This window comes from Flagellimonas profundi (assembly GCF_017313275.1).
Taxonomy (GTDB): Bacteria; Bacteroidota; Bacteroidia; order Flavobacteriales; family Flavobacteriaceae; genus Flagellimonas; species Flagellimonas profundi.
Genome location: NZ_JAFLNM010000001.1, coordinates 123324 through 148189, shown reverse-complemented (window position 1 = coordinate 148189; position 24866 = coordinate 123324). Strand labels below are relative to the sequence as shown.

Genomic DNA, 24866 nt, shown 5'->3' with positions numbered 1-24866 from the left:
TATATTTGTGGTGTCAGTTACAAACTTATTAATTATTTACAAATAAACGATTTTTAATCATATGTTGGACCGTTGGTTGGACAAAGACCATTTGATAGACCTCGCCGCCCTGTTCGGGCATTTCGGTCACGAACCTGTAAAAAGGGAACCCACCCATTTCCTGTTCAAAAGGAACGGCTGTTACAGCGTGGTCATCCATACCGAAAAAGGGTTTTTATATTACCACGTGGAGAGCCCCCAGAACAAACTGTCCGCTTCGGACCTTGTCTTGGAAGAGGTCTCCAGGACAGAGGGAAAAAAAAGCGAAACCCTTTGGGACAAGGTCGATCAAAAGTACCATCAGGTGACAGCGGCCAAGGAATTGATGTTGGATATGTCCAAGGATATCGGCCTGGAAAGGGTTACTACGGAATTCAACCACTTCCATTCCTATGCGGTGCCGTTCAAGGGAAAGTCGGAGGGGGTTTACTCCGATGTTGCCGGAACGGATGTCTTTAAGGACCGTATCTATGAGGCTCCTTCAGGGGAGCCATTGTTCCCCCTCTACAATATCCAGAATGAGACCGCCGGATATTTCCTGGACAGTGACAAGGGGGTCCGGCCCTATAGGGAATCCGATGCCAAACATTCCCTTTGGTATTCCAATATCCCCAAAACAATCGAATGGTTGGTCGTGTTCAAGGATCCCAGGGAGGCCATAGCCTTTCACAGGAAGTTCCAACTCGACAATGCCGTCTATATGGCCCTTGGGGAGATCAATTATGAGACCACCAAAATTTTGTTCGAGATCCGCAAATTGACCAAAGTAAAAAAGATCATCCTCTCGTTCACCGGTAGCAAAAAGATAGAAGGGTATCTACGGGACCTCAGTTTCATTTCCTTCATCGATGACACCAATTTCATGTTGAAACTTGGTGAAGGGGACCTAAAGGTCAAGTTCCAGGTAGGGGACGAAAAATCCTTTCTGCGCTTTTATAATTCCATAAAGGCCTTCAACCAAGGATTGGCAAAAAGTTTTTTAAAGTACAACAAGGCCCTGGACCAATTCCGCATCAACCGCCACAGTATTGTGGTAGGGAAGGAAGGGGACGGTATTTCGATAAGGGTGCCCCTTGAGGTGGGTGCCATCAAATATTTTGTCTGGTCCTATCATAAGAACTATCTGGGCAAAACATTGGACATTCTCAAACCCAAAATGGCCAATTGGCATTTGGAATGGGAATCGGACCAAAGTATTACATTAAAGGGGAAGGAGGTGCAGATGGAGGATTACCGGATAGCTTTATAAAATGGAAAAAGAGCGCTCCCGCCCTCTTTCCGAAATATTCCTTAACTCATCGATAAATGAATATCAACAAGTACCGCAAAGGTACGAAAATCAATATTCCTTAACAATTAAATACTCAGTAAAATGGAAAAACAAGTAGAAAGGGTTTTCGTAAAAGTGAACCAAATTTGGCAAAAAGGGGAAATCCTCTCCAAAGAGGAAAGCATCCTAAAGATCAAGACCCAGGGAGGCCTGGAATTCAACATTGACGAGACCAGTCCCTATGTTGAGAAAATGCGGTCCCCCGCCCAACGGTTCGCCTATGGGGAGGCCAAGGAAAAATTGGAGGGCGCCTATATCAGTTTTGACAAGCTTCCCGAGAACGTACAGGATGCCCTTGTCAAGGGAGAGGAGTACATCCATCGCTCCACCTATGTCAACGAAGGGGAACTCAAGGAAAGTGTCAAGGCCGTCCAATTGATGTACAGTTCCCAGAGCGGGTCCAAATTGGATGTACAGATCAAGAGGAACCAGCCTGTGACCCTTGCCCAGGCCACCGCCTATAACCACCAGTTCTCCAAGGAAGAGTTCGAGGCCATGGTCAATGACGGTAGATCCATCGTCTTCAATGGGGCGACCAAGGATGGGGAAATGTTCCCGAAGCTGGCCTATTACGAGCCAAAGCTCAATGACATCAGGACGAAGACCGCCCTTTCAGAGAATACTTATTTCTATGGGCAGCAATTGACCAAACAGCAGGCCGATGCCATGAACAAGGGAGAGACCGTGGAAATTTCCATCGCCACCAAAAAGGGCAGGAAGACCTATAACGTCACCTATAGCCCAAGGGCAGAAAGGTTCATTACAAAATCCCCGGAAAAGGCCAATGTAAAGAATCTGGAAACCAAGGGTCCGTTGTGGTCGGGGACGAAAAAAAAAAGAAACAGCATAATGCCATGAGCAAATAGGGAGCCAAAAGGTCCATTTGATGAACAAAAGCCGGCATATTCCGATATATCGGCTTTTTTCAATCTTATCAATCATGAAGAACACCATCAGCTATAAAGAAGACCCAGAATATTATAAACGGTTGATCGGCAAGATCAACCGGGAAGTGGACTTTGGAGGCCATCTATTGCGCACGGGCCATGTACTGCTCAAAAAAAGTGCAGGATCAATGGAATTCGCCAAGGAGGGCGACCGGATCGTCCTGATGACCTCAAGGGACCCCATCCCCTATTTCAACCGCAATGACTCGGAGGACAAGGGACTTTTCTTTTCGTTCCTAAAGAATAGGGAGGAGAACTTTTACAGGGCCGTCGAACAGGGCCTGGAAATCATTGACAGTGCCCACGAACATATTGCACGAAGCCCAAAGGTCCCCCAAAAAAAGACCAAAAGAAAATCCTTGGAGGAAAATTACAACATAGTACCAATTCGGAATGCCATATACCTGACCAAGGAAAGGGGCATTGCGATGGAAACCCTTGCATCCGATCCCTTTAGGGACAGGATCTTTAATGCCTTCCACCATAACGACAATGGAGGCAAGATCGCCAATGTGGCCTTTCCAAAATTCGATATCGGGGGAACCCCCAGGAACTATATCCTGTACAACAGGCCCTATAGGGACAGGCATACGGGGGAACTCAAGAAATTCCGCTTGGTGCTCAACGGAAAGGACCATTTTCTGTTCAGTTCCAATCCACCGAAAGAAGGGGCCCAACGGATCATTTTTGGGGAAAGCGGGGTGGATCTGCTGTCCTTCCATGAACTTGAGGGAAAAAGGGGTGATCTATATGTTTCCTTTGGAGGGAACGTCTATACCGAAAAACTGGATTTCTTTTATGAGCTCATCACCCCCTTTCTTTCAAGAAAAGGAATCCATCTCGTGTCCATTTTCGACAACGATGCCACGGGACACCGATTTGATGTCCAAGTTTTCACCAAGCTCATCAATGGCATGGCAAAAGGGGTCTATATCGAGAACAGGATCAACCGGGAGAGGGTATCGATGAACATCCACTACCATAAGGACCGTCGCGGTCAAATGGCCCATGATGCCCGTACGATCGAAGATTCGGTCGGTAATGCGTTCCCAAAGGGCCAAGGGTTCAAGACCATCCTTTTTTCGGACAAGTTGGCTCTTGAATTTTCAATCCCGGAATCCAGATCCACAACCATCTTGGATCCACAGATGGCCAAGGCACTACGGGTATTTTTGACCACCTTGGGCGGACTGTACCTTCCTGTAAGGGCCAAGATCATGAAATCGTTGGGCAAGGATTGGAACGACGACCTGAAAAGCAGCAAGAAGGAAAGGTACGAACAACTTGGGACCGTGGATCCGGATAGGATACGCCCAAGGGACAAGATCGTCCTCAAGACCAAAAGCGGACCGGAGGGCGCCCCCAATGAGGGCATCGTAGAGGAAATACGCCCAACCGGGGTCTTGGCCGATTTTGGGCTCCGGTATTCCTATATGATCCCCTTTCGGGCCATTGCGGCGCACCTTATGCACAAAAAGACATCAAAGGAGAACATCGCACAATTAAAAATATAAAACCCTCAAAGAGGGGTTTTTTGGGACATATCAAACACCAATATCCATAGAAAGGGTAATAAACAAATATCAATGTATTGACTTAAATTTAAACAAATGAAAATAATGGAAGAACTATCGGAAGGGTTGAAGGACCACCAATACTACTATGAACTGCTGGATGCACTTATCGAAGAGAACGATATGGAACTCAAGAACCGCCTCCAAATGGGGGATGGATATACCCAGTTCATCCGGGACCAATCAAAGGTCCTGTTGGACACTACCATCGAAATGGTACGGGAGAAGGGGATTTCCTTTCAGGAGGCATCCGACATCGCTTTGGAGGGATGGAGGGAAAAGACCTTTGGTTGATCCCATAATGGACCATATTCTTCCCTTCCATGCAAGATAAAAGGTTGGCACATTCGGCCATGTTCCTCTCCGTGGCACTTTTTGCGGTGATCGGCTATATCGATCATTATGCGCTATTGGCCTACCATGGGATCGATGGCCCGATACTCCGATGGATCTATGGTTTTTTTATGAAGTTCGGGCCGTTGCACCAAAAGTATCTGGGCAAACTGTTATTGCTCATGGCCATTGTGGCTGCGGTCATGTTGTACCATCCCAAAAAGATAGCGGAAAAGACCTATACCAAGGGCGTGTCGTACCTGACCCTTGGAATTTTATTCTTTGGTGCCGGTGATGTCCTTAAGGTTCCCAATATTGTTTTGTATTGGTCTTCGGTACCGTGCTATTTCCTGGGGTTCCTGTTTTCCCTATCGGGCAGTGTCCATCTCTTTCAAGTGCTCTCCTTTACCGACCTTTCCAAAGAGGACCCTTTCAATGAGGGGAACGAGACGTTCCAGCAGATGGAACAAAAGATCGATACCCCCTATTCGGTGAACATTCCCTATGACTACCGTTTCAAGGGAAAGATCAGAAAAGGCTGGGTCAACTTCGTCAACCTCTTTAGGGCCCTGTTGATCATCGGTACACCGGGAAGTGGGAAGTCGTTTGCCCTTTTTGAAGAGATCATCGAGCAGCTTATCGGCAAAATGTTCACCTTGCTCATCTATGACTTCAAGTTCGATACACTTTCCCGTATCGCCTATAACCATTGGCTGAAAAAGAAGGAACAACTCGGCACTGATGATCCGGAACAGTTGGGTTCCCTACCCGGGTTTTACACCATTTCCTTCGATGATCCGGAAAGGACCCACCGGAACAATCCCATTAGCCCCTACTTGATGAAGTCACAGATCGATGCCTCGGATGCGGCCACCATCATCATGAAGAACCTCAATAAGGAATGGATCAAACAGAACGATTTCTTTTCAAGGAGTGCCATCAGTTTTGTTTCGGGGCTCATCTGGTACCTGAAGAAGAAAGCGGAGGAGACCGGGACCAACATCTGTACCCTCCCCCATGTCATCATCCTTTCAACGGTCAATATACAGGTGCTCTTGGACATTATCCTGAGGGACATGGAAGTCCGTAACCTGATGATCCCCTTCAAGGATGCATTGGAACGGGAAGCTGGACAACAATTGGCCGGTCAGACCGCCAGTGCCCAGATATCACTCTCCATGCTCGCCACCAAGGAGATATTCTATGTGATGACCGGCAATGATTTCCAATTGGACATCAACAGCACATCCAGGCCCAAGATCGTATGCGTGCAGAACAATCCGGACCGATCGGAAATCTATGCCGCACCCATCGGGCTTATCATCAACAAGGCCCTTCAGGTGGTCAACAGGCCCGGGGGCAGGCCCATGGGGGTGATCCTTGACGAGGTGCCCACGATCTTCATCATGGGCCTCAGAAAGATCATCGATACGGGGAGGTCCCATTTGGTGGCCACTGTCCTTGGCATCCAAAGCGTCTCCCAGCTCATCGCCGATTACGGCAAGGAACTGGCCGATGTGATCTTTGACAACTGTGCGAACGTCTTCAGCGGTGCTGCCAAGGGGGAAACGGCCCGGCGCATCAGTGACATTTTTGGGAAGATCCACCAGGAAAAACTGTCCAGGACGGTCTCAAGGAACGACACGACCACCAGTATGGGCACCCAAATGATGGAACTGATGCCCAAGAGCAAGATAACCGGGATGTCAACGGGATATTTTGGCGGTATCGTGGCCGATACTTTTGAACATCCCATCAAGCAAAAACTGTGCTTTGGCCTATTGAGACCGAACATGGAGGCAAAAAAACACCAGGACAAATTCCCCCTTCCGATCACCAGGGACTTCAGGACCCCGGACCATGACAAAAAGGTAGGGGAACGCCTGGCATTGATGGAGGATATCGGCTTTTTTGACAAGGTGGCCCTACTTGATCTCGCCCAAAACGATTACATCGAATTCTATAACGTTTACCTGGAGAGCTTCACAAAGGAAAATTGCGATGGCCCGATGGAGCGAATGCAGTTCACTTCCTTGGTCCGTGACCTGAAACTGTACGATCATTTAAAGGACCTGGGGCAGTTGGTCGACAATAAGGAAGCCAATGGCTCCCAGATAAGGGCCTTCATGGAAAACCTTGTCGGAAGGATGTTCTTGGAACGGGAAATGGAACGGGTCCTGGACGAGGCCTTCCACAAGGTACTCGGGGACATTGATGATCTGGTCAAGGACGAATATTTCAAGATCAAGGGGGAACATCCCAAGTCCTCGATCTTCGATCCCGATAAGATAACGGATGAAATCGGGTCTTCACTGGACGCAAACAGGGAGATAGCCCTGGAATTTTTGGAGGACTTCAACCAAATGTCCGGCCCAGACCTGTTCGAGGATATGGACGGGTCACAGGAAAGACCTACTTTTAAGGAAGATAATAGCAAAGGGGAAAGTCTGGCCGCCCTATGGGATGGGGCCGATCTTTTCGAGGAAGAACCCTATTCCTCCTACCCCGTTCAAAATTTATAGACATGAAGGATATCGACGAACTTAAGAACGCGAAAGCGGAGGATTTTTATTACATCGGAAAAAGGCTCAGGGAGATCCGGGACGATCTGGTCGAAGCGGACGATACCACGGACAAGCGCAATTCCCATTATTCAAGAAAAAATGTGTGTGAGCGATTGGGTGTCGATTATTCGACCTTGACCAATGTGGAACGCGGTACGATCTCCCCTACCACCTTCAAACTGATCCTGTACTATTATTCCTTGGGCTACAATCCCATGTGGATCATCGCCACGGACAATGAGTTCATCCCGAAGCGCAATATCGGGGAAAACCTCGTCTATCAGGAAGGGATCCAAGAAAATTTCAAGGCCTTGGAGTCCAATATACTGGAAGCCCTTTCGGGGTTCAAATCAAAAATTTAAGCAACGATGGAAAACTGACACGGACCATCATTGGACATCTATATTGAAATATTCATTTATTCATTTATTCATTTATTCATTTATTCATTTATTCATTTATACAAATAAACATTTCACCAAATGAGCAATCATCCAACTGTATGATTATACAAATACTTATATCAACAAATATCCAAACCATTGAACAAATGCCTATGTAATTGACCCTATATACAAATATTCCTTTACTCACTTAAATACATATCAATATGAAAACAAAGATCATTTCAGTCGCCGGAGAAAAAGGCGGCGTGGGCAAAACGACCCTCAACATCATGTTGGCCACCAACCTGTTCCATACCTATGGAAAGAAGGTCGTCCTTTTGGATGTGGACGACCCCCAGTTCTCCATTTTCAAAAAAAGACAGCGCGAACTGGACCTTATCGGCGAAAACGAAGAAGACAATATCCCGATATATCCGATAATCCGGGTGACGGTAAGGACCATTAAGGAGAAGATCCTGCAGCATTATGGAAAAGTGGACTACATCATCATCGACTTTCCGGGAAGCCTGAGCCTCGAAATGGTACAGGGCCTTATGTTCGTCGAACATATCTTCATACCCTTCGACCATGACGAGCTGGAAATCGACAGTACCTTCAATTTCTACAGGACATTGAAGAAAAACTTCTTGGACAATGGGGACCGGGTACTGCGATCGGTCCATCTTTTCTTCAACAAATATCGGGAAGTCCAGAAGAACAAGTTCGCGAACTTAAAGGGCGATGTCCTGACGGCAGGCCTTCCCTTCATGCAGCATGTGGTCAAGGAGAAGACCATATACCGGGAACAGTACAGGAGCACCCTCCATCCCATCCCGGAACAAATGGAGACGGGACCACGGGATATCAGGAACTTTTTTGAGGAAGTCCTTAAATTATCCAATAATTGATATGGCCATGAAACCCTCAATGAGGGATTTTTTAGGACGGACCAAATATGGCTACAAAAGACAATGACCAAAAATCAAGCAATGAACAAATGAAAAAAAGTAAAGATACGGGCCAACTGATAAAGGCCATAACGATGGACATGGACAAAACGGATGGCATGTTGGACAGGTTAAAAAAGGAAAGATCCTCCGGAATGGAGACCGATCAAACTGGGGAAACGGCCGATCTTACCAACGATGCCATAACGGGAACTCCTGAGAAGAAAGTACCGTTGGGCAAAGATCCGGATGGTGCCGAAACCCCGAAGGCTGAAACCGTTGCACGGCCCATGGAAAACGCGAACCGTCCAGCCAAACGGAAAAAAATGACAAAATCCGAGGAAAGAATTTGGCAGGAATTCAATAAAACCGTTGAATCTGAGTTTTATAGGGACAAAAAAGATGTGTTCCAGATGTCCTTGAGCGGGGAATGCCTCGCCGGTTATGAAAGGCTGGCCCTTGGATTGGGCTATAAAATGGGAAAAAAGATCAACCGGAACGAGATCTTGAGGAAGGTCCTGGAAGAATTCGTCCATAAGAACGGGGCCAAATTGGAGAAACTGATAGAAAAACTATAATAAACTGTATTTGAACCTTTTCTGGAAAATAACATTGGGCATTACGGCCATGTATTACATATATGTGGGCTGGGTCCTGTTGGTAAAAAAGAAAGGGGAAACCAAAAAAATCAAAGAAAATGATGATTATTTGTATTTAAATAATAAATTTGTAAATAATTCACAAGAAGGACAAGCCGATTTGGAAACCATACTCAGCCAGGTGGATGAAGTCGAGAACAACTCCAAACTCCTGGAGGCTTTCAAAAACAAAGGCTCTTCAAGTGAAGCATTGAACAATTCCTTAACTCGCACAGAAAATGAAAAATTCAAGATCATCCGTAACAGGGATGTTACGGACAAAGAGGGTCCCGACCCGAAAACTTAAAATCTTGCTCCTTATCGGGCTGGGCCTTTGCCTGCCACATGATTCCTTTGGGCAATTGAACGAACTGACCCAAGAACTCCAACAAGGGGAACGTGACCTCTCCAGGATCGCTGACATCGTCATCAGTGCCGTCAAGACCATTGCCGGGACATCCACCATTTTGGGTGGATTGGTATTCCTTTACTTAAGGGACCAACAGAGCGACCTGACCAAAAAGGTGGGACAGGTCATACTTGGCCTTGCCATTTTCTGGATCCTTTTGTCCGTTGGGGACAGCATGCGTTCCTAAAAAAGGCCCTCATGGAAGACAAGTTTATCCTTATACGGAAAGGACTCCAGAAGGAGGTCCTGTTCCTCGGCCTCAAGGCCAGGTACATCAATCATTGCATCTATATAGGCCTTGGCGTACTCTCACTTGGGTTCATCTTATCGATGGTCATCCCCACGTTCATGGCCCTAGTGGTAACCACCTGTACCCTATTTTCCATGTTCGCCATCCTCTTGTTCCATTCCAGGACCTACGGGGCCAGGGGGTTCATCAAAAAGATGGCCGATACCTCCAGACCGGACAAGATCAAGATTTCCCGACCGTACAAAAATATGCCCCTATGGAAAGGATAGCCGATATGATGGACGTGTTCCCCATTTATGGGTATGAAAGGAAATCCCTCATTTCAAAGGAAAAGGGTTGTTTGACCATTCCCTTGAGATTGGAGCTACCAGAGGTGTTCACTTTGGACCAAAGGGATTACAATACCTTGAACGGACTCTTCTTCAATATCGTCGACATATTGGGTCCCAACATGATCCTGCACCGACAGGACCATTTCTTTGAGGAACGGTACGGCCCCATCCCGCAACGGTTGAACGGTGATTTTATGGAGATCGGCAATGAGCGGCATTTTGAGGAGCGTCCTTTTCTAAGGGCCGAGCATTACCTGTTTATCAGTTTGGTGCCAACGGGATACTTCAAATACGGCCCCACCAAGGTCAATTCCTTTCTCTCGAAAAAAAGGGATTTCTTTTTGGACAGGACAATTCCCAAAGAATTCCTTGACCGGGATCTTTTGTTGGATTTCGAGGCGAAGGTGGAAAGTGTCTCGAACCTATTGAACGGATCGGGCCTTATCCGTTCGGAAATAATGGAGTATGATGGACTTTTTAACGATGATGGGCTCTATTCCAAATATTTTAGCCTCTCCGCATCCAACAAAAACCTGCCAGATATCGACTTTTCCAACAATTCCATCAGGATCGGGGAGAAACAGGCCCGGTTCTTTACCGTGGAGAACCTGGACCAGTTCACCAAGGAATATCTGGGGCCCTATGAACTGTACGGAAAATTCACGACACGGCACAACCGGTTCCCGATTGGCAATCTGTTTTCGATCGGGTTCAAGATACCCCATGAACACATCATCAACCAGTACATCTATATCCCGGAACAGGAAAGGGCCCTTAAGGGGTTGAGGAAAAAGGCCAAGCGCTTCGATCAGTTCGGCAATGGAAAGAAAGATGACAGCAATGGGATCTATGCCGATCAGATCCGGGAGTTCAATACCGACATCTTGGAGAACCATAAGGAGATCGTCTTTTACCATTTGAACGTTTTGGGGTTCAACAGCGCAGATGGGAACCATGGAAAAATGTGCAGTGCCGTGGCGGACGGTTTCAAAAAGCTCAAGATCAACGCCAAGGAAAACAACATTGACCGAAAGAACCTGTTCTTCGCAGGGGTCCCGGGGAATGCCGTGGGCCTCCCATCGGATATGTACATGCCCATGTCCAGCGATATGGCCGCCTCATTGGTATACTTTGAGGGCGAATATCGTGACGGTTCGCAAGGAATCGATGGTCTACGGTTGATCGACAGGGTCAGTGGAAGGCCCCTTTCCGTCAGTGTCTACCGGGAACCCGAGAGAAACCATTGGATATTCAATCGCGGCATGTTGATCGCCTCTGGATCCGGCGGTGGCAAGTCCTATGTGGCCAACCATTTCATTGCCTCGGAACTCCGTCAAGGGGCGGAGGCCATCATCATGGAGGACGGCAATTCCTATGAACGGATTACAATGGTGTTCGGCGGGACCATCATCGAACATGACGACAAGCGCCCCTTTACCTTCAACCCCTTCAAGTTGGACGCATATGACACCATTGAAAAGGACAATGGATCAAGGGCATTGAGCGAAGCCAAGGTCATCAACCTGGTCACCCTATTGAAATTGATAACGGGTGACGACCGTGGCGTTTCTAGGGATACAATATCCCACGAGGTCAAGAATACCGTTCTTGAAAACCTGTTGCCCGGATATTATTCCCATATGTGGGAGACCGGGAACACCGATTTCCGGTTCGATACCTTTTATGAATACTGCCAAGGACATCTCAAGGTCCTTGTCGGTGCAAAAAGGATTTCCAAGGAAGTGTTCGACCCCGATGTCTTTCTGTTCCTTTTGGAGAAATACTATAAGGGCGGACCAAGGGAAAGGTTGTTGAACCGAGAAGATGAAAGGATCGCCCGTTTGGGCGGGGAAAGGTTGGTCTATTTCAAACTGGGGAAACTCATCGACAATGAACTGTTGTTCCCCATTACCGCCCTGATGGTCATGGAAATTTTTGACAAAAAACTCCTCGATAGGGACAAACTGGCCATCAACAAGATGATGGTGGTCGATGAGGCATGGAAGGCCCTTTCCAGAAAAGAGTTCGAGGATTATTTCAACAGCCAGTCCAGAATGGCCAGAAAATATGGTGGCCAGCCCATCTTCATTTCCCAAAAAGTGGATGACTTTATCGCCTCCGAGGTCATCAAGAATGCCATTGTGGTCAATTCCCATATCAAGGTCTTCCTGGACATGGGGGATTTTGAGAACGCCTTCGAGAACATCCAGGAAATGATGGGTCTCAGTGATAAACAGAGGCAATCCATCCTTTCCCTGAACAGGGATCTGCCGCTCGATCGGAAATATCGGGAAGTGGCCTTTTGTTGGAAGGACAGGGTGAAGGTCTACGGAGTGGAAACCTCATTGGTGGAAAAATGCATTTATGAGACCAACCCGATGGAATCGCACAGAATCAATGAACTGCATAAAAAGAACCATAACAATTGGGAACTGACGGCCAAAGATTATTCCCTAGGTCCTTCTCATAAAACACAGAAAAAATGAAAAAACTCATCTACCTATTCAATTTGGTCCCCTTGGTCGCCCTGGGCCAGATTCCCGTAACCGATGCAGCGACCAATGGTTCCCTCGGGATCGCGAACAACCAATTGGCCCAGATCCATATTCAGATTCGATCATTGGGAAACCGATTGGCCACCACCAACCGGAAATTGGACCGGTTAATCGACCTGATGGAGAAGAACAACGATCAGACCACTAGGTCAAGGGAAATCCTAAAAGAGGAACTCGATGCCATGAAGACCGCTCCGGACTATGTACTGGAATCCACGGAACTCTCCAACATCACAGAATTAAAGGATAAGATCTTGGAAGCCTATAGGACATCTCAGGAAACCATCGGGAACCTTAAGAATTTGGAGTCCGAGGAGTCCAAGGAATTCCTGGCCATTGCCACTGATGCGCTGTTGAGGACAAAGGACCTTTTCCAGCAGAGCAGGACCATCCTGAACACGAGATCCCTCATGCACCCCGAGGAACGTCTCAAGAAGATCAACGACATCACCGTTAAGTTGAACGGGGTATTGGACGGTCTGATCGCACACAACAAGCGAATAAAACAGCTCGATGCCAGCAGGGAAATACGAAGAACATTGATAGACCTGAACCGATGACCTTTCTGGCCCTGACACAAAATATGACGGATGCGGGCATCCGGGAAGAGGTGAACGAACTTTTTGACCAATATATCCTGGATGCCTTTGACGCGGTGGATCCCATCATGGACATTGGCCAGGAATTCGCCTATATCGGGATAGGCATCATCGCATTGAAGGTGTTCATGAACGAACAGACCCGGGCCGATTTTTTCGCCTACCTCAAATGGGTTCCATTGGCGTTCATCCTGTTAAAGTACAAGGTGTTCGCCCGGTCGATATTCCAATTCTATGAAGGTATCGGAAAATCGTTGAAAGGGAACGATGTCTCATGGGATATCCTGCAATTGAAGATATACCATGCCCAGACAAGGGCCATGGGGGACATCGGTTCCTCATGGAGCCTGTTCGATATGGACTGGTCGGCGCTGGAATCCCTGATCTTGAGCGGGATGACCTCCGGGATCACCACCTTCGCCTCCATTGTTTCCACCGTGGTCTTCATCGGGATAAAGGCCATGTCCGTGATCTATCTGTTCGTCCTCATCGTTTTCGGCCCCCTAAACATCGGGCTGTCCTTCATCCCTGCCCTATCGGGCATGTGGAAGGCCTGGTTGCAGAAATTCATGTCCGTCTGCCTTTGGATCCCCATGTTGCACCTTATCGACAATTTTATGCTCAAGATCATGGAAAAGCTCATCGACTCCCTTTTGTTGCGTACGGAGGCCAATCTGGGACTGGTCCTGACCAGTGCTCTTTTGATGCTGATGAACCTGTTCGTCTATCTCAAGGCCCCCACCCTTTCCAATTTTATCGTACAGGGAATGAACGTGAATGCCGGGCAATTGAAGGAAAAGACCAAGCACTATGCCAAAAAAGCCGCGCAAACTGCCATTGATATAAAAACAGGTGGGACTACAAAAGGTGTAAGAACTTTGATCCAATGAGAAATATGGAATTCAACGAAGGTTATAGGGTTTTCAACGATATTACAAGGGCAGAGAAAAGATCCAACCGCTTGGTTGTCCTATCTTTAACTTTCATGCTCTTTAGTTTTTTGTGCTGTACCTATGTTGTCCATAGGGTCAATGAAAGTGCAAAGAACAACTTTTACCTTTTGGACAGCGGCCAGAAATTGGCCACTGTCAGGGTCAAGGACTACAAAAGGGCCATCGATATACTGTGCGAGGGACATGTGGGGATTTTTCATGAACTTTTCTTTGGCCTGGAGCCGGACCTGGGGTTCATAAAAAGGAATATCGAGGGAAAGGCGCTTTTCATGGTCGATCGTTCGGGCATGCGGCTCTATAACCGTTTGGTGGACCAGGACTATTACGAGGATATCGCCAAAAGTGGCTATTCCATTGAACTGGAGAAGGACAGTATCATCATTGACTATTCTTCCTATCCGTTCAGGTTCAGGTTCATCGGAAAGCAAAAAATTGAAAGGGACGGCGAGACCGAATATCGGAACCTGGTCACGACCGGCTATTTGATGGAGACCAAATCAACCCCCAATAATCTGAACGGCCTTAAGATCGTCCGTTTCGATGTATTGGACAACAGGGACCTACGCAAATGATATTTGATGACAACATAACCCGGTACGTTCAGATCTCGATTATCGGGTAAAGAAATTTTACTATGGCATTGAACACCCATAAATTGAACGACTGGATCAGGGACCATAAAGGGTTCGCCCTCGCCCTTCCCATTGCCATCCTGCTCCTTATATATTTTTTGTCCACCAGTTTCAATGGATTGAAGGGTGCCATCCAAGATGGAGGAATGACCGATGGCTATAATGATTCCCTGCCGGATAGGTCAAGTGGGATGGAAATAAAAGATCCCAACACCTACTATAAGGAGTCGATCAAGGATTCATTGGACAGATCCCAAAAAAAAGATGGGCCTGCAAACATAGTGGACAGGGAGAAAGAGAACGATTCCCTTGAAAAGATCCTGAAAGACCTTGAAAATTTCTCATTGGTCGATGGCAATTCCTTATCCAAACCTGAAACGGGGCGATTGGAGGGCACTGTCCCGAACAACACGGATGTTTCCGGCACAAACGGGCCTTCGGAGACCGAAAAGCGCATCGAATACCGAAAAATGTTACAGCGCGCAAGGGAGGAACGCAGATCGGGAAGCCAGGATTTCTCGGCCCCGAACGAAAGCGTTTCACAACATAGTGCCCTTTTGGCCGATATAAGGGCGAAGGCCACGGTATATAGGGACCAATTCGTCGTTCCCGGCAGTAGGGTGACCCTGATCTTACGGGAAGAACTCAGGGTTGCCGATCGGATTTTCCCCAAGAACACCTTTGTCTATGCCACCGTGAACATCCAAGGGTCCAGATTGTTGATGGATATTTCGAACATAGGGAATTTTCCAATTGCACTGAAGGCATATGACCAGGAGGATGGCGGTCTCGGTATCTACAATGAAAGGGCGGGGAAACTGCTCACAGAATTCTACGCCGATGTGGAAGAGGGTGCCTTGGGGGACATCTCAAGGGACCTGTCCAATGGAATGGACCTCCCCATGACGGAAAACGCGATACGGGCATTCGGCAAGTTCTTCTCCAATAAAAAAAGGAAGGACCGCGACGAAATATTGTTGATCAACGGGTACAAGGTTTTCCTGAAAACGTAAACGGCACTCTATGGGTAAAAAACTACTATTGTTTCTTTTCTTTTTATTGATGGACCATGGGCTTTCCGCGCAGGGAATCCGTGATACCATCGAGGTTTCCAGAAAGTTCAAGACCATCTTGATCTTTCCGGAAGATATCGCCGAAAGTATCATTGGGAGCGATATCGGATTTGCAGTGGACTTCCCAAAGGAGATCGGGAGCCGGTTCAACCCTCGTATCCTAAAAGTATACTATGATGATCTGGCCACCGAAAAGGAAAACTATACCAACCTGACGGTCATCACCAGATCCGGGAACCTCTTTGATTTTATCCTGAAACTGGATGCCCGCCCCAAAAAATTGACTTGGACCATTGGGCCCGAAATGGCGGTGACCAATATTGATGATAGGGCCATTTCCTATCAGGGACCAAAGTCCATTCAAGTTCCAGAACCTAATTCCAGTATAGGTTCTCCCCTAAAATCGGAGGAATCCCGTTCGTTGACCATGCAAGAGATCGAGAAAATACCGAAGGACTCGGTGTTGGAATTGGCCACCACGGACCTTTATGCCCACGACCCCATCGAGTACTATCGGTTGAGGAGTTATTACATGCAGTTCGATAAGGCGTGGATCCCGCGTTATTTTGCACGGAAAGGCGATGTCTTCCTGTGGCTCAAAGGGGTTTACTATAACAACGACGAGCTCTATATCCAGTTCAGGCTGGAAAATAAGGAGGGGGTCGACCTCGATATCAACTTTATCAAATGCTTCATCAAAAGTTCGTACAGGAACGCTTCCGAACAGAAAATCCCGATTGATAAAAATAACGGTCTTCTGTTCGAGTACAAGGTCCCCAGGATCGTAAAGGGGGGAACCGAGAACCACTTTGTCATCGTACTCAAGAAATTCTCCCTGGACAACAAAAAGGAACTTTTGGTGGAACTCGATGAAGAGGGAGGAAACCGTAACCTGTCCATGTCCATTGGCAGGGACATTATAAACAATCCTAAACGATTTTGATTATGGGAAGATCATTGGTGCTTTTTTCGTTCTTGTTTATGGCCATATCCCTTTCCGCGCAGCAGGGCGGGAACTATGCCTCTTCCGTGGGTCTCAGCGGTGGATATGCAGAGGACGGTTTCGGGATCATGGCAACGTACAATTACCATCTGGACAGGAGTACCTATGCCCAGTTGAGCATATTTGCCGCCATTGCGGAGGACAAGGGGGATTATGATATCCCCTATAATATTTTCACGGTCCAGCCTGGCTGTTTCTTCAAGGTCTGGGAACAACCCAATTTCAGGAGATATGCATTGAATATAGGTGGGGGCGGGGTCATTGGATATGAAGTGATCAACAACGGGAACAATACCCTGGAGACCGGGGCCGTGATAGATGGCAAGAGCAGGTTCATCTATGGAATATATGCAGGTGTCGAATGGGAGATGATCCTAGGGAACGACCTTTCCCTATTGATAAAGGCCAATGAATATTACCATATCAATTCGGATGTCGGCAATTTTTATCCCTATGTGGGGATCGGCCTGCGTTACTTTTTATTCTGAACATAACTGGACACTATGAAAAAAATTACTCCACTACACCTTGTTTCCATAATTCTGTTGAGCCTTTTGTTTGTTCTGGCATGCAGTAAGGATTTTGACGGCATCGTCCAGGATTCCTTTGATTTTACCCTTACGGAAGACCACAACAACGATGGTTTTGTCTTTGAGGCGGTCAAGACGGATTTTTCCGTGGAACCGGAAAAAGTGGTCACCACGACCTCCTATTATATGAAGTACCGTATCGAAAACGGTAAGGGATACTACCTGTCCATAGGGAATGATACGATATACCAGAACGATACCATTCCCATCGGGGATTTTGATGTGTCGTTCCGTTATATGCCAATCGATACCGGTGCACATAAGGTCAAGTTCCTTGCTTGGGACTCCAACAAGATCGAAAAGGAACTGGATCTGGTCTATAATACCACATATGCAAGTTTTGGCTTTTTATTGGGCAAAGGGACCGACCAATTTATCATCAACAGCAAAAATCCCGTAAGTGTGACCCTTTTAAGGGACAAGGACACCGAAGATCCCGCAAACAACGGAAACCAGGAATTTGAGGTTTCCTACCAATTGGAAAACGGGACCGGCAAGGTCTATTTTGGTGATGCCGCCTATGATCCCGGGGATATCTTTGCGCTCCCCAAAGGGGTCAGCGACCTCGAATACCTTCCTGAGACCTTGGGCGAACACAAGTTGACCATGGTGGCGAAGGCCCCCGATGGCGCTACGATTACAAGGGAACTTGTCCTCGATGTGGGAAACCTGAACTTTACCTTTCGGGCCACGGGCGCTTCCACCCAAGTGGAACTCGACACCAACATCGCCATCAACATCGACCTCCAAACACAGGACGGGGAAAGTGAAGTCACCTACAATATCGGACATTCCTTTTCCCCGGGCAGTGAGGGTGGTGGGACCGTTAGGGACCAAAATGGGGGCGTAATGGACGCCGGGGCCTTTAGATCCATATTCCCGGGCAATTACAATTTTACCTTTAAGGACAATGTGCTCGGACAACGGAAGATCTACTTTGATGTTCGCGACAGCAACGGCCAGATGAAAAGGGACAGTGTGGAAATCGAGATCGCCAATATTCCGTTCACTTTTAGTGGCAATGCGGAGAGCAACCAGGTATTTGTCAACCAAAGGACACAGCTCAATTTCAACATCAGATCCGGCGGAAATACCTCCAATATCGATTATTTCATTTCCTACAACATAACCGAGGGCAATGGCAAGGTCATGGGGACGGGCGGGAACAATATCCAGAACAATACGGACTACCCTGTCGACCTTGGAAACTTTTCCCTTTTCTATACCCCGGAAAGCCTTGGGAGCCATCAGATCAGTTTTCTTGTGACCGACAATTTTGGGCAAGAGGTCGGCCCCGTCGAAATAGATCTGGATGCAAAACAGTTGGAACTTGATTTCAGTGCCTCTGCCAACAACAGTGAGGTATTGGTGGACCAACGAGGGGCCATATCGCTGAGCCTTATCGAAAAAAGGGATTATGATGGGGTTTCCTACGAGCTGAACTATTTCATTACGGGTGGGGATGGCCAACTCTATAATGGGAATTCCCCGATAACGCCCAGTCAATATTTTACCGTTACACCGGGAAGTTTTGCCTATGATTTTATAGGGCAGCAGGCAGGAACCTATGAAATCTCCTTTTTATTGCGCGACAGTAATGGTCAGCTTTTGGAAGAACAGGTCACTGTAGTGGTGGGCAACAATGATTTCAGTATTGTCATGACCCCTTCAAAGGCAACCGAATTTTCAAACAATCCCGTTGGTATCATCGTTAACATCGATGAAGTCCCGGATGGAGCGAACGACACCTATACCGCCTTTTATTCATCGAGCCAGAACGGAGCCATGTTGGTCAATGGGGTTTCCTATGGACCAGGGGAGAATTTCCCAATGGGCCCTGGATCAAACAATATCACCTATACAGGCCTTGAACCAGGGCAGCACAGTATTGTACTGAGTGTCAAATCAGGTTCTGACGTTACCCGTACATCCAATGCGACCATTACCTTTGACCAGGTCGACTTCACCTTTACGGGGGGCATTCAAAGCTCGGATATTACCGTAGAGGAAACCACTTCCCTGAACTTCAATATTTCCGAGAGCGTGGGATCCTCCGACTATACCATGCGCTTCAGCATGAACGGAAATGCCACCATCAAGGACAGTAATGGCAATGTGGTGAGTCCCGGGAACCTCTATGGGGTACCAAAGGGCAATTTCAATTGGAGCTTTGAGGGAACCGATGATGGGACGGTAAGCATGACTTTTTATGCGAAGAACGACACTGGGCTTGAAAAATCGGTGAACATCGCCGTGGACGTTTCGGCCAAGGACTATAATTTCACAGCTTCCGGAACTGCCCAACAGGCATACACAGGGGAGGAAATCGATGTGAATTTCAATATTTCCGAAATCGGTATTGGTGGGGACACCTATGAAATGTATTTCTCCGTCAGCGGCAATAACGGTTCTTTTCAGTATAATGGCAACACTTATTCGGCTGGGGAAAGTTTCACCGTGCCCGTGGGCACATTTTCCGGAAAATATACCGGGAACAGTGAAGGGAACCATAATCTGACCTTTACGGTGCGTTCCTCTTCCGATGTGGAGAAGACTGCCAACGTCAACGTGAATTATGAGATATACCAGGAACCGTTCACACTCAACATCAGCCAATCGGCCCAAGATAAGTACATCAACGACCCATTCGATATCACCGCCATAACCAACGCTACTTCGGGCCATGACCAGAGTGTTGGCTACACATTGGTATTCACTTTTACCGGGGCAAGTGCAGGAACCATACATTACAAGGGGATTACCTACAATGAGGGAGAGATTGTTCCTCTGGATTATGGAAGTGCACCAATGCAGTTCTTTCCCGAAACGGATCAAAGTTTTGTGATCAATTTCTTGGTGCAGAATTCCACCGGTCAGTCTCAGACCGAGAGTGAATCCATCGAAATGTTGAAATTGCCGACCGTTGCGGCCAAGGGTGAAAAGCACAACATCAATTGCGGTGGCCTTAATGGTTGTGACTATCAAGTGAGGATATACACTTGCTTTAGCATAAATTGTTCGGAGGCCTATAACCGGGCAAGCCTGGAACAGGTCGAGGTCCGTATTTTCAACAGACAGGACAACCGATGGGATACTAAGCTGTTGAACTATAATGAAGCCAAGGGAAGTGGTGTCGACAGGTATTTTGAAATGGAGACCGAACCCCGTGAAAGTAGATTGAAATATCTGGACCAGCCTTATGAAGCAAGGGTACGGGACAGTGATGGGCAATGGAGCGATTGGACTTCTGGCTCCGTGGTAAGGGTATAAAATTCATTAATGGTCTATGCCCCACTTATTCAATATCCGTATCAACTACGTTTGAAAGTATATGTGATAACGACATCCTGATCATCCAAAAAATCATCCTGTTCCAATACAAGTCGGTTTTTGGTAAACTCCATGATCCTCATATCATTTCTGTTCTCAAAGTGTAGAATTTCATTGTTGAGCAATTCATATTTGTCCGATTCCACCGTACTATATGGGTCAACTTCACCACAAGAAAGACCATTTTCATTAAGCCTAAACTCGTTTTTTTCTCCGATTGGTCCTTCCGTAAAAAAAGTCAGGTTGTCCTTTAAACACTGGTGGATTTCGTTTGTGTTGTACAGGTCAATGTTCACGGTTCCATCCCCGTTGATGTCCACTGCAGTATCAGAATCAATGCCCTCATATTCCCATTGGCCGAAAAGAGCTTCGTCCCTGTCATCAACAAAGACATTATCATCATAGCTACAAGAAAAAAGAATGATTGTTGATCCAATTATTACTAAGTAATTCCGCATGGTTATAAATGTTTATGATTATCAAAGTTACAATAATCAATGGTCGATATAAAAGCGTGCTTAAATAATCCACCTAATTCCATACGCTATGTGTGTTTTCCCGAAAGGACGGCCCAGAGGCCCATTACCCTGTATTAGAGGCGGTCGATCAAGTTCCTGCTCACCTTGTACCCTCTTTGTCACCAGATGTGCATGCGCCTCGCCCCCCTTGAAGGGATGGTGGAATTAGTGCCGTCAATCTCGCGCATGAGCCTCAGGTTCATTTCCCTCTCGCCCCTTGGCCTGTAATACAGCCCCGGGCGATAGACCGACAATGTTCTGCATTGCCTTGCAATGGTCATCTTGGAATGCCCCTTGCGTATCATTTTCCTGCGTTTGGAGAGCGGTCTCAGCGCAAGGCGTCCTTCTTTCCCGATTCAAACACCTGATTGGCCCCATCGAGGAAATCGCGCTTCCATGCGATTATCCGGATAGGGTGCATCTTGTAATACTGAGCAAGTTAGGCAAGGCTATATCGCTATTTCAAGGCTTCCAGAACCACTTTGGTCTTGAACCTCGAGGTAAATTTTCTTCGTGTCATATTCACTAAATTGAATGATTAAACTTAATGACCTAGTTTTTGGGGTATCTACAGAGGATTATGTTATCAATATCAGAGTACATAAAAAGTTATTAATTAAAATCATTTTAACCGTTAACATTCCTCTACAACGGGGAAGATTTTGGCTATTTTCCACAATAATTATTCTTATCTGCACTCCTTAGCCGCTCACAACAAATAAATTTTTAATCTTAAATTTGTAGTTGTATAATCATTGAATAAAATGAATTGTGATTTAGCGAAATATGAGTACATTATTTATCAAAAATATGGTCTGCAACCGTTGCATCCTCGTAGTTCAGAACGAACTCGACAAGCTCGGCATAACGGCTAACAATATAAAACTGGGCGAAATAACCCTTAAAAAAGATTTAACCACGGCAGAGCGTGAAGCATTGGAAACTACTTTAGACCCTTTGGGCTTTCAGGTCATCGACGACAAGAAGAGCCGGATGATAGAGAAAATAAAGAACGTTATCATTGACCTGGTGCATCATCAGGACAACGATGGGAAAACCAATCTTTCGGACGTGTTGAGCGATGCGCTTCACCACGATTACAATTACCTTTCCAACCTGTTTTCCGATATTGAGGGTACGACTATCGAAAAGTATTTTATCGCACAGAAAGTTGAAAAGATAAAAGAACTGTTGGTGTACGATGAGCTGTCGTTGAGCGAGATTGCCGACCGTATGAATTATTCGAGCGTGGCATATTTGAGCAACCAGTTTAAGAAAGTAACGGGGCTTACACCGAGCCATTTCAAGCAGATACGGGAAGACAAACGCAAGCCACTGGATAAGGTTTAAGTAAATCTTACAAATCAAACCCAGAATTTCACAATAACAGTCCTCTTTATTGTTGCCACCTTTGCATTATGAAAATAAAGCAATCGAAATATGGCAACAAATAATGAAACAATATACATTCCTTTAGAGGATGTAGAAAGCGAGCACTGTGCATTAATCGTTGAAAAAGGACTTGCACAGGTAAAAGGCATAGAAACCTATCAGGTAGAGCTAAATAACCGCAGAGCGGCTATTACCGTAAATGATAATGAGGTAGTAGGCGAAGCTGTAAAAGCAATCAAAGATTTAGGCTACGGCGTTCCGACCGTTAAACAATCCTATCCCGTTTTAGGTATGACCTGTGCATCCTGTGCAGGCAGTGCCGAAAGTATGGTTAAATACGCTCCGGGTGTGGTAAATGCCGAAGTGAATTACGGTACAGGCAATCTTACCGTCGAGTTCCTGCCAAATATGACCAATTCCGAGCAAATCAGAAAAGCGGTGCAGGACGGCGGTTATGACCTTTTACTTGAAGACGAGAACAAGCAGCAGGAAACCTTAGAAGCTATCCACGCCGAAAAATTCAGAAAACTTAAAAACAAAACCATTTGGGCGGTAATCTTATCGCTCCCGGTAGTCATTATCGGTATGTTCTTTATGGATATGCCCTATGGTAATGAAATAATGTGGGCATTCTCCACTCCGGTAGTGCTTTGGTTAGGCAAAGACTTTTTTATCAATGCGTGGAAGCAGGCGAAACATCGTTCTGCCAATATGGACACGCTTGTAGCATTGAGTACAGGTATTGCTTACATATTCAGCGTGTTCAATATGCTGTTTATGGACTTTTGGCATCAAAGGGGTTTACACGCTCACGTCTATTTTGAAGCAGCAGCCGTTATTATCGCATTCATCCTGTTAGGTAAGCTATTGGAAGAAAAAGCCAAAGGCAACACCTCATCAGCTATTAAAAAGCTGATGGGCTTACAGCCGAAAACGGTTATAGTGATAGAAGCTGACGGAACCGAAAGACAAAAAGCTATCGAAGATGTAAACGCAGGCGACATTATTTTGGTTAAGCCGGGCGAAAAAATCGCAGTGGACGGAATGGTCGTATCGGGCAACTCGTATGTAGATGAAAGTATGCTAAGCGGCGAGCCTATTCCGGTACTGAAAAAAGAGAACGAAAAAGTATTTGCAGGAACCATCAACCAAAAAGGCAGCTTCCAATTTAAGGCGGTAAAAGTGGGTAAAGAAACAATGCTTGCCCACATCATCAAAATGGTACAGGATGCACAGGGGAGTAAAGCTCCGGTACAAAAACTGGTAGATAAAATCGCAGGGATTTTCGTTCCCGTAGTAATCAGCATTGCCATTCTTACATTTATTCTTTGGTACTTCTTAGGAGGCGACAACGGCGTAGTGCAAGGTCTTTTAGCAGCCGTTACCGTACTGGTTATCGCTTGTCCTTGTGCTTTAGGCTTAGCTACACCGACCGCTATTATGGTAGGCGTGGGTAAAGGTGCTGAAAACGGCATCCTGATTAAAGATGCCGAAAGTCTTGAATTAGCGAAAAAAATAAATGCTATCGTACTGGATAAAACCGGAACAATTACCGAGGGAAGACCACAGGTAACTGGCATACAATGGCTGAACAATGATGATACAACTAAAGATGTTTTATTGAGTATTGAAAAGCAATCGGAGCACCCATTAGCTGAAGCCGTTGTGAAACATTTGGAAGGCGTTTCCGCCACTGCATTATCCAACTTCGATAGTATCACAGGTAAAGGCGCAAAAGCCGATTACAACAACGATACCTACTATGTAGGTAATAAAAAGCTGTTAGCCGAAAACAATATTACCATTGCCGACCAACTGCAACAGCAGGCGGACGAATGGGGCACACAGTCTAAAACCGTTATTTGGTTTGCGAACAGCAAACAAGCTCTTTCGGTAGTGGCTATTGCCGATAAAATCAAAGAAACATCGGTAGCAGCTATCAAAGAAATGCAGGAAATGGGCATAGACCTTTATATGCTGACCGGAGATAATGAAGCTACCGCAAAAGCGATTGCATTACAAACAGGCATCAAGCATTATAAGGCAGAAGTATTGCCACAGCACAAAGCAGACTTTGTAAAAGAACTGCAAGCACAAGGCAAAATGGTAGCGATGGTTGGGGATGGTATCAATGACAGTACCGCACTGGCAACAGCCGACGTAAGTATAGCAATGGGCAAAGGTTCGGATATCGCAATGGACGTGGCTAAAATGACCATCATTTCATCAGACCTGACCAAAATACCACAGTCGATTAGATTGTCAAAGCAGACAGTAGCCACCATTAAGCAAAACCTGTTTTGGGCGTTCATCTATAACCTTATTGGTATTCCGATTGCCGCAGGTATTCTTTACCCCATTAATGGCTTTTTATTAAACCCGATGATTGCAGGTGCAGCGATGGCTCTAAGTAGTGTTAGCGTGGTAAGTAACAGTTTACGTTTGAAATGGAAGAAGTAAACCTTACAAATG

Annotated in this window: 23 protein-coding genes; 21 read left to right on the top strand and 2 right to left on the bottom strand. The window is 46.4% G+C overall.

Features of this window, described 5'->3' with window-relative positions; translation table 11 throughout:
• Positions 1 to 61: 61 nt before the first annotated feature.
• From J0654_RS00725 to J0654_RS00635, 19 genes are all read left to right on the top strand, one after another.
• Positions 62 to 1288 carry a hypothetical protein gene (locus J0654_RS00725; RefSeq protein ID WP_207025767.1) on the top strand — a complete coding sequence of 409 codons (1227 nt, stop codon included), beginning with the start codon at positions 62 to 64 and terminating at the stop codon, positions 1286 to 1288.
• 123 nt (positions 1289 to 1411) lie between these two features.
• Positions 1412 to 2227 carry a hypothetical protein gene (locus J0654_RS00720; protein WP_207025766.1) on the top strand — a complete coding sequence of 272 codons (816 nt, stop codon included), beginning with the start codon at positions 1412 to 1414 and terminating at the stop codon, positions 2225 to 2227.
• 82 nt (positions 2228 to 2309) lie between these two features.
• Positions 2310 to 3830 (top strand): toprim domain-containing protein, encoded by a 1521-nt coding sequence (locus tag J0654_RS00715; protein ID WP_207025764.1) that lies wholly within the window; start codon positions 2310 to 2312, stop codon positions 3828 to 3830.
• Positions 3831 to 3926: 96 nt separating this feature from the next.
• Positions 3927 to 4184: a hypothetical protein gene (locus tag J0654_RS00710; protein ID WP_207025762.1), complete on the top strand. Its 258-nt coding sequence runs from the start codon at positions 3927 to 3929 to the stop codon at positions 4182 to 4184.
• Between the two features lie 29 nt (positions 4185 to 4213).
• The gene (locus J0654_RS00705) at positions 4214 to 6745 is read left to right on the top strand and encodes a TraM recognition domain-containing protein (RefSeq protein ID WP_207025760.1); all 2532 of its coding nucleotides are present in this window, start codon (positions 4214 to 4216) and stop codon (positions 6743 to 6745) included.
• Positions 6746 to 6747: 2 nt separating this feature from the next.
• Entirely contained in the window at positions 6748 to 7149 is a 402-nt protein-coding gene (locus tag J0654_RS00700; protein WP_072882370.1) for a helix-turn-helix domain-containing protein, read from the top strand.
• A gap of 248 nt (positions 7150 to 7397) precedes the next feature.
• Positions 7398 to 8081 (top strand): ParA family protein, encoded by a 684-nt coding sequence (locus J0654_RS00695; protein WP_207025756.1) that lies wholly within the window; start codon positions 7398 to 7400, stop codon positions 8079 to 8081.
• Positions 8082 to 8170: 89 nt separating this feature from the next.
• A complete protein-coding gene (locus J0654_RS00690) occupies positions 8171 to 8698 on the top strand; it encodes a hypothetical protein (protein WP_207025755.1) in 528 nt (175 codons plus the stop codon).
• A gap of 10 nt (positions 8699 to 8708) precedes the next feature.
• Complete coding sequence (locus tag J0654_RS00685; RefSeq protein ID WP_207025753.1) at positions 8709 to 9065, top strand: hypothetical protein; 357 nt, start codon at positions 8709 to 8711, stop codon at positions 9063 to 9065.
• Positions 8998 to 9354, top strand: coding sequence for a hypothetical protein (locus J0654_RS00680; RefSeq protein ID WP_207025752.1), 357 nt, complete (start codon positions 8998 to 9000; stop codon positions 9352 to 9354). Before J0654_RS00685 ends, J0654_RS00680 begins: the two co-directional genes overlap by 68 nt.
• An 11-nt stretch (positions 9355 to 9365) precedes the next feature.
• Complete coding sequence (locus J0654_RS00675) at positions 9366 to 9686, top strand: DUF4133 domain-containing protein (protein WP_207025751.1); 321 nt, start codon at positions 9366 to 9368, stop codon at positions 9684 to 9686.
• A complete protein-coding gene (locus tag J0654_RS00670) occupies positions 9674 to 12235 on the top strand; it encodes a TraG family conjugative transposon ATPase (RefSeq protein WP_207025747.1) in 2562 nt (853 codons plus the stop codon). The genes J0654_RS00675 and J0654_RS00670 overlap by 13 nt, the downstream gene beginning before the upstream one ends.
• The gene (locus J0654_RS00665) at positions 12232 to 12864 is read left to right on the top strand and encodes a hypothetical protein (protein WP_207025745.1); all 633 of its coding nucleotides are present in this window, start codon (positions 12232 to 12234) and stop codon (positions 12862 to 12864) included. The genes J0654_RS00670 and J0654_RS00665 overlap by 4 nt, the downstream gene beginning before the upstream one ends.
• Entirely contained in the window at positions 12861 to 13793 is a 933-nt protein-coding gene (locus J0654_RS00660) for a TraJ family protein (protein ID WP_207025743.1), read from the top strand. Before J0654_RS00665 ends, J0654_RS00660 begins: the two co-directional genes overlap by 4 nt.
• Positions 13790 to 14428, top strand: a complete 639-nt coding sequence (locus tag J0654_RS00655; RefSeq protein WP_207025739.1) for a hypothetical protein — start codon at positions 13790 to 13792, stop codon at positions 14426 to 14428. Before J0654_RS00660 ends, J0654_RS00655 begins: the two co-directional genes overlap by 4 nt.
• 62 nt (positions 14429 to 14490) lie before the next feature.
• Positions 14491 to 15501 (top strand): conjugative transposon protein TraM, encoded by a 1011-nt coding sequence (gene traM, locus J0654_RS00650; RefSeq protein WP_207025737.1) that lies wholly within the window; start codon positions 14491 to 14493, stop codon positions 15499 to 15501.
• 10 nt (positions 15502 to 15511) lie between these two features.
• Positions 15512 to 16504, top strand: coding sequence for a DUF4138 domain-containing protein (locus tag J0654_RS00645; protein WP_207025735.1), 993 nt, complete (start codon positions 15512 to 15514; stop codon positions 16502 to 16504).
• A gap of 2 nt (positions 16505 to 16506) precedes the next feature.
• On the top strand, positions 16507 to 17052 hold the full coding sequence (locus tag J0654_RS00640) for a conjugal transfer protein TraO (protein WP_207025734.1): 546 nt from the start codon (positions 16507 to 16509) through the stop codon (positions 17050 to 17052).
• 15 nt (positions 17053 to 17067) lie between these two features.
• Positions 17068 to 20424, top strand: coding sequence for a TraQ conjugal transfer family protein (locus J0654_RS00635; RefSeq protein WP_207025730.1), 3357 nt, complete (start codon positions 17068 to 17070; stop codon positions 20422 to 20424).
• 41 nt (positions 20425 to 20465) lie between these two features.
• On the opposite strand, the gene J0654_RS00630 is transcribed toward J0654_RS00635, so the two are convergent.
• Both J0654_RS00630 and J0654_RS00625 read right to left on the bottom strand, forming a co-directional pair.
• Entirely contained in the window at positions 20466 to 20942 is a 477-nt protein-coding gene (locus J0654_RS00630) for a hypothetical protein (protein WP_207025728.1), read from the bottom strand.
• A gap of 234 nt (positions 20943 to 21176) precedes the next feature.
• Entirely contained in the window at positions 21177 to 21362 is a 186-nt protein-coding gene (locus J0654_RS00625) for a hypothetical protein (RefSeq protein ID WP_207025727.1), read from the bottom strand.
• A gap of 426 nt (positions 21363 to 21788) precedes the next feature.
• On the opposite strand from J0654_RS00625, the gene J0654_RS00620 reads away from it, so the two are divergent.
• Together J0654_RS00620 and J0654_RS00615 are read left to right on the top strand one after the other, a co-directional pair.
• Positions 21789 to 22352, top strand: a complete 564-nt coding sequence (locus tag J0654_RS00620) for a helix-turn-helix domain-containing protein (protein ID WP_207025726.1) — start codon at positions 21789 to 21791, stop codon at positions 22350 to 22352.
• Between the two features lie 90 nt (positions 22353 to 22442).
• Positions 22443 to 24854, top strand: coding sequence for a heavy metal translocating P-type ATPase (locus J0654_RS00615; RefSeq protein WP_207025725.1), 2412 nt, complete (start codon positions 22443 to 22445; stop codon positions 24852 to 24854).
• Positions 24855 to 24866 lie beyond the last annotated feature (12 nt).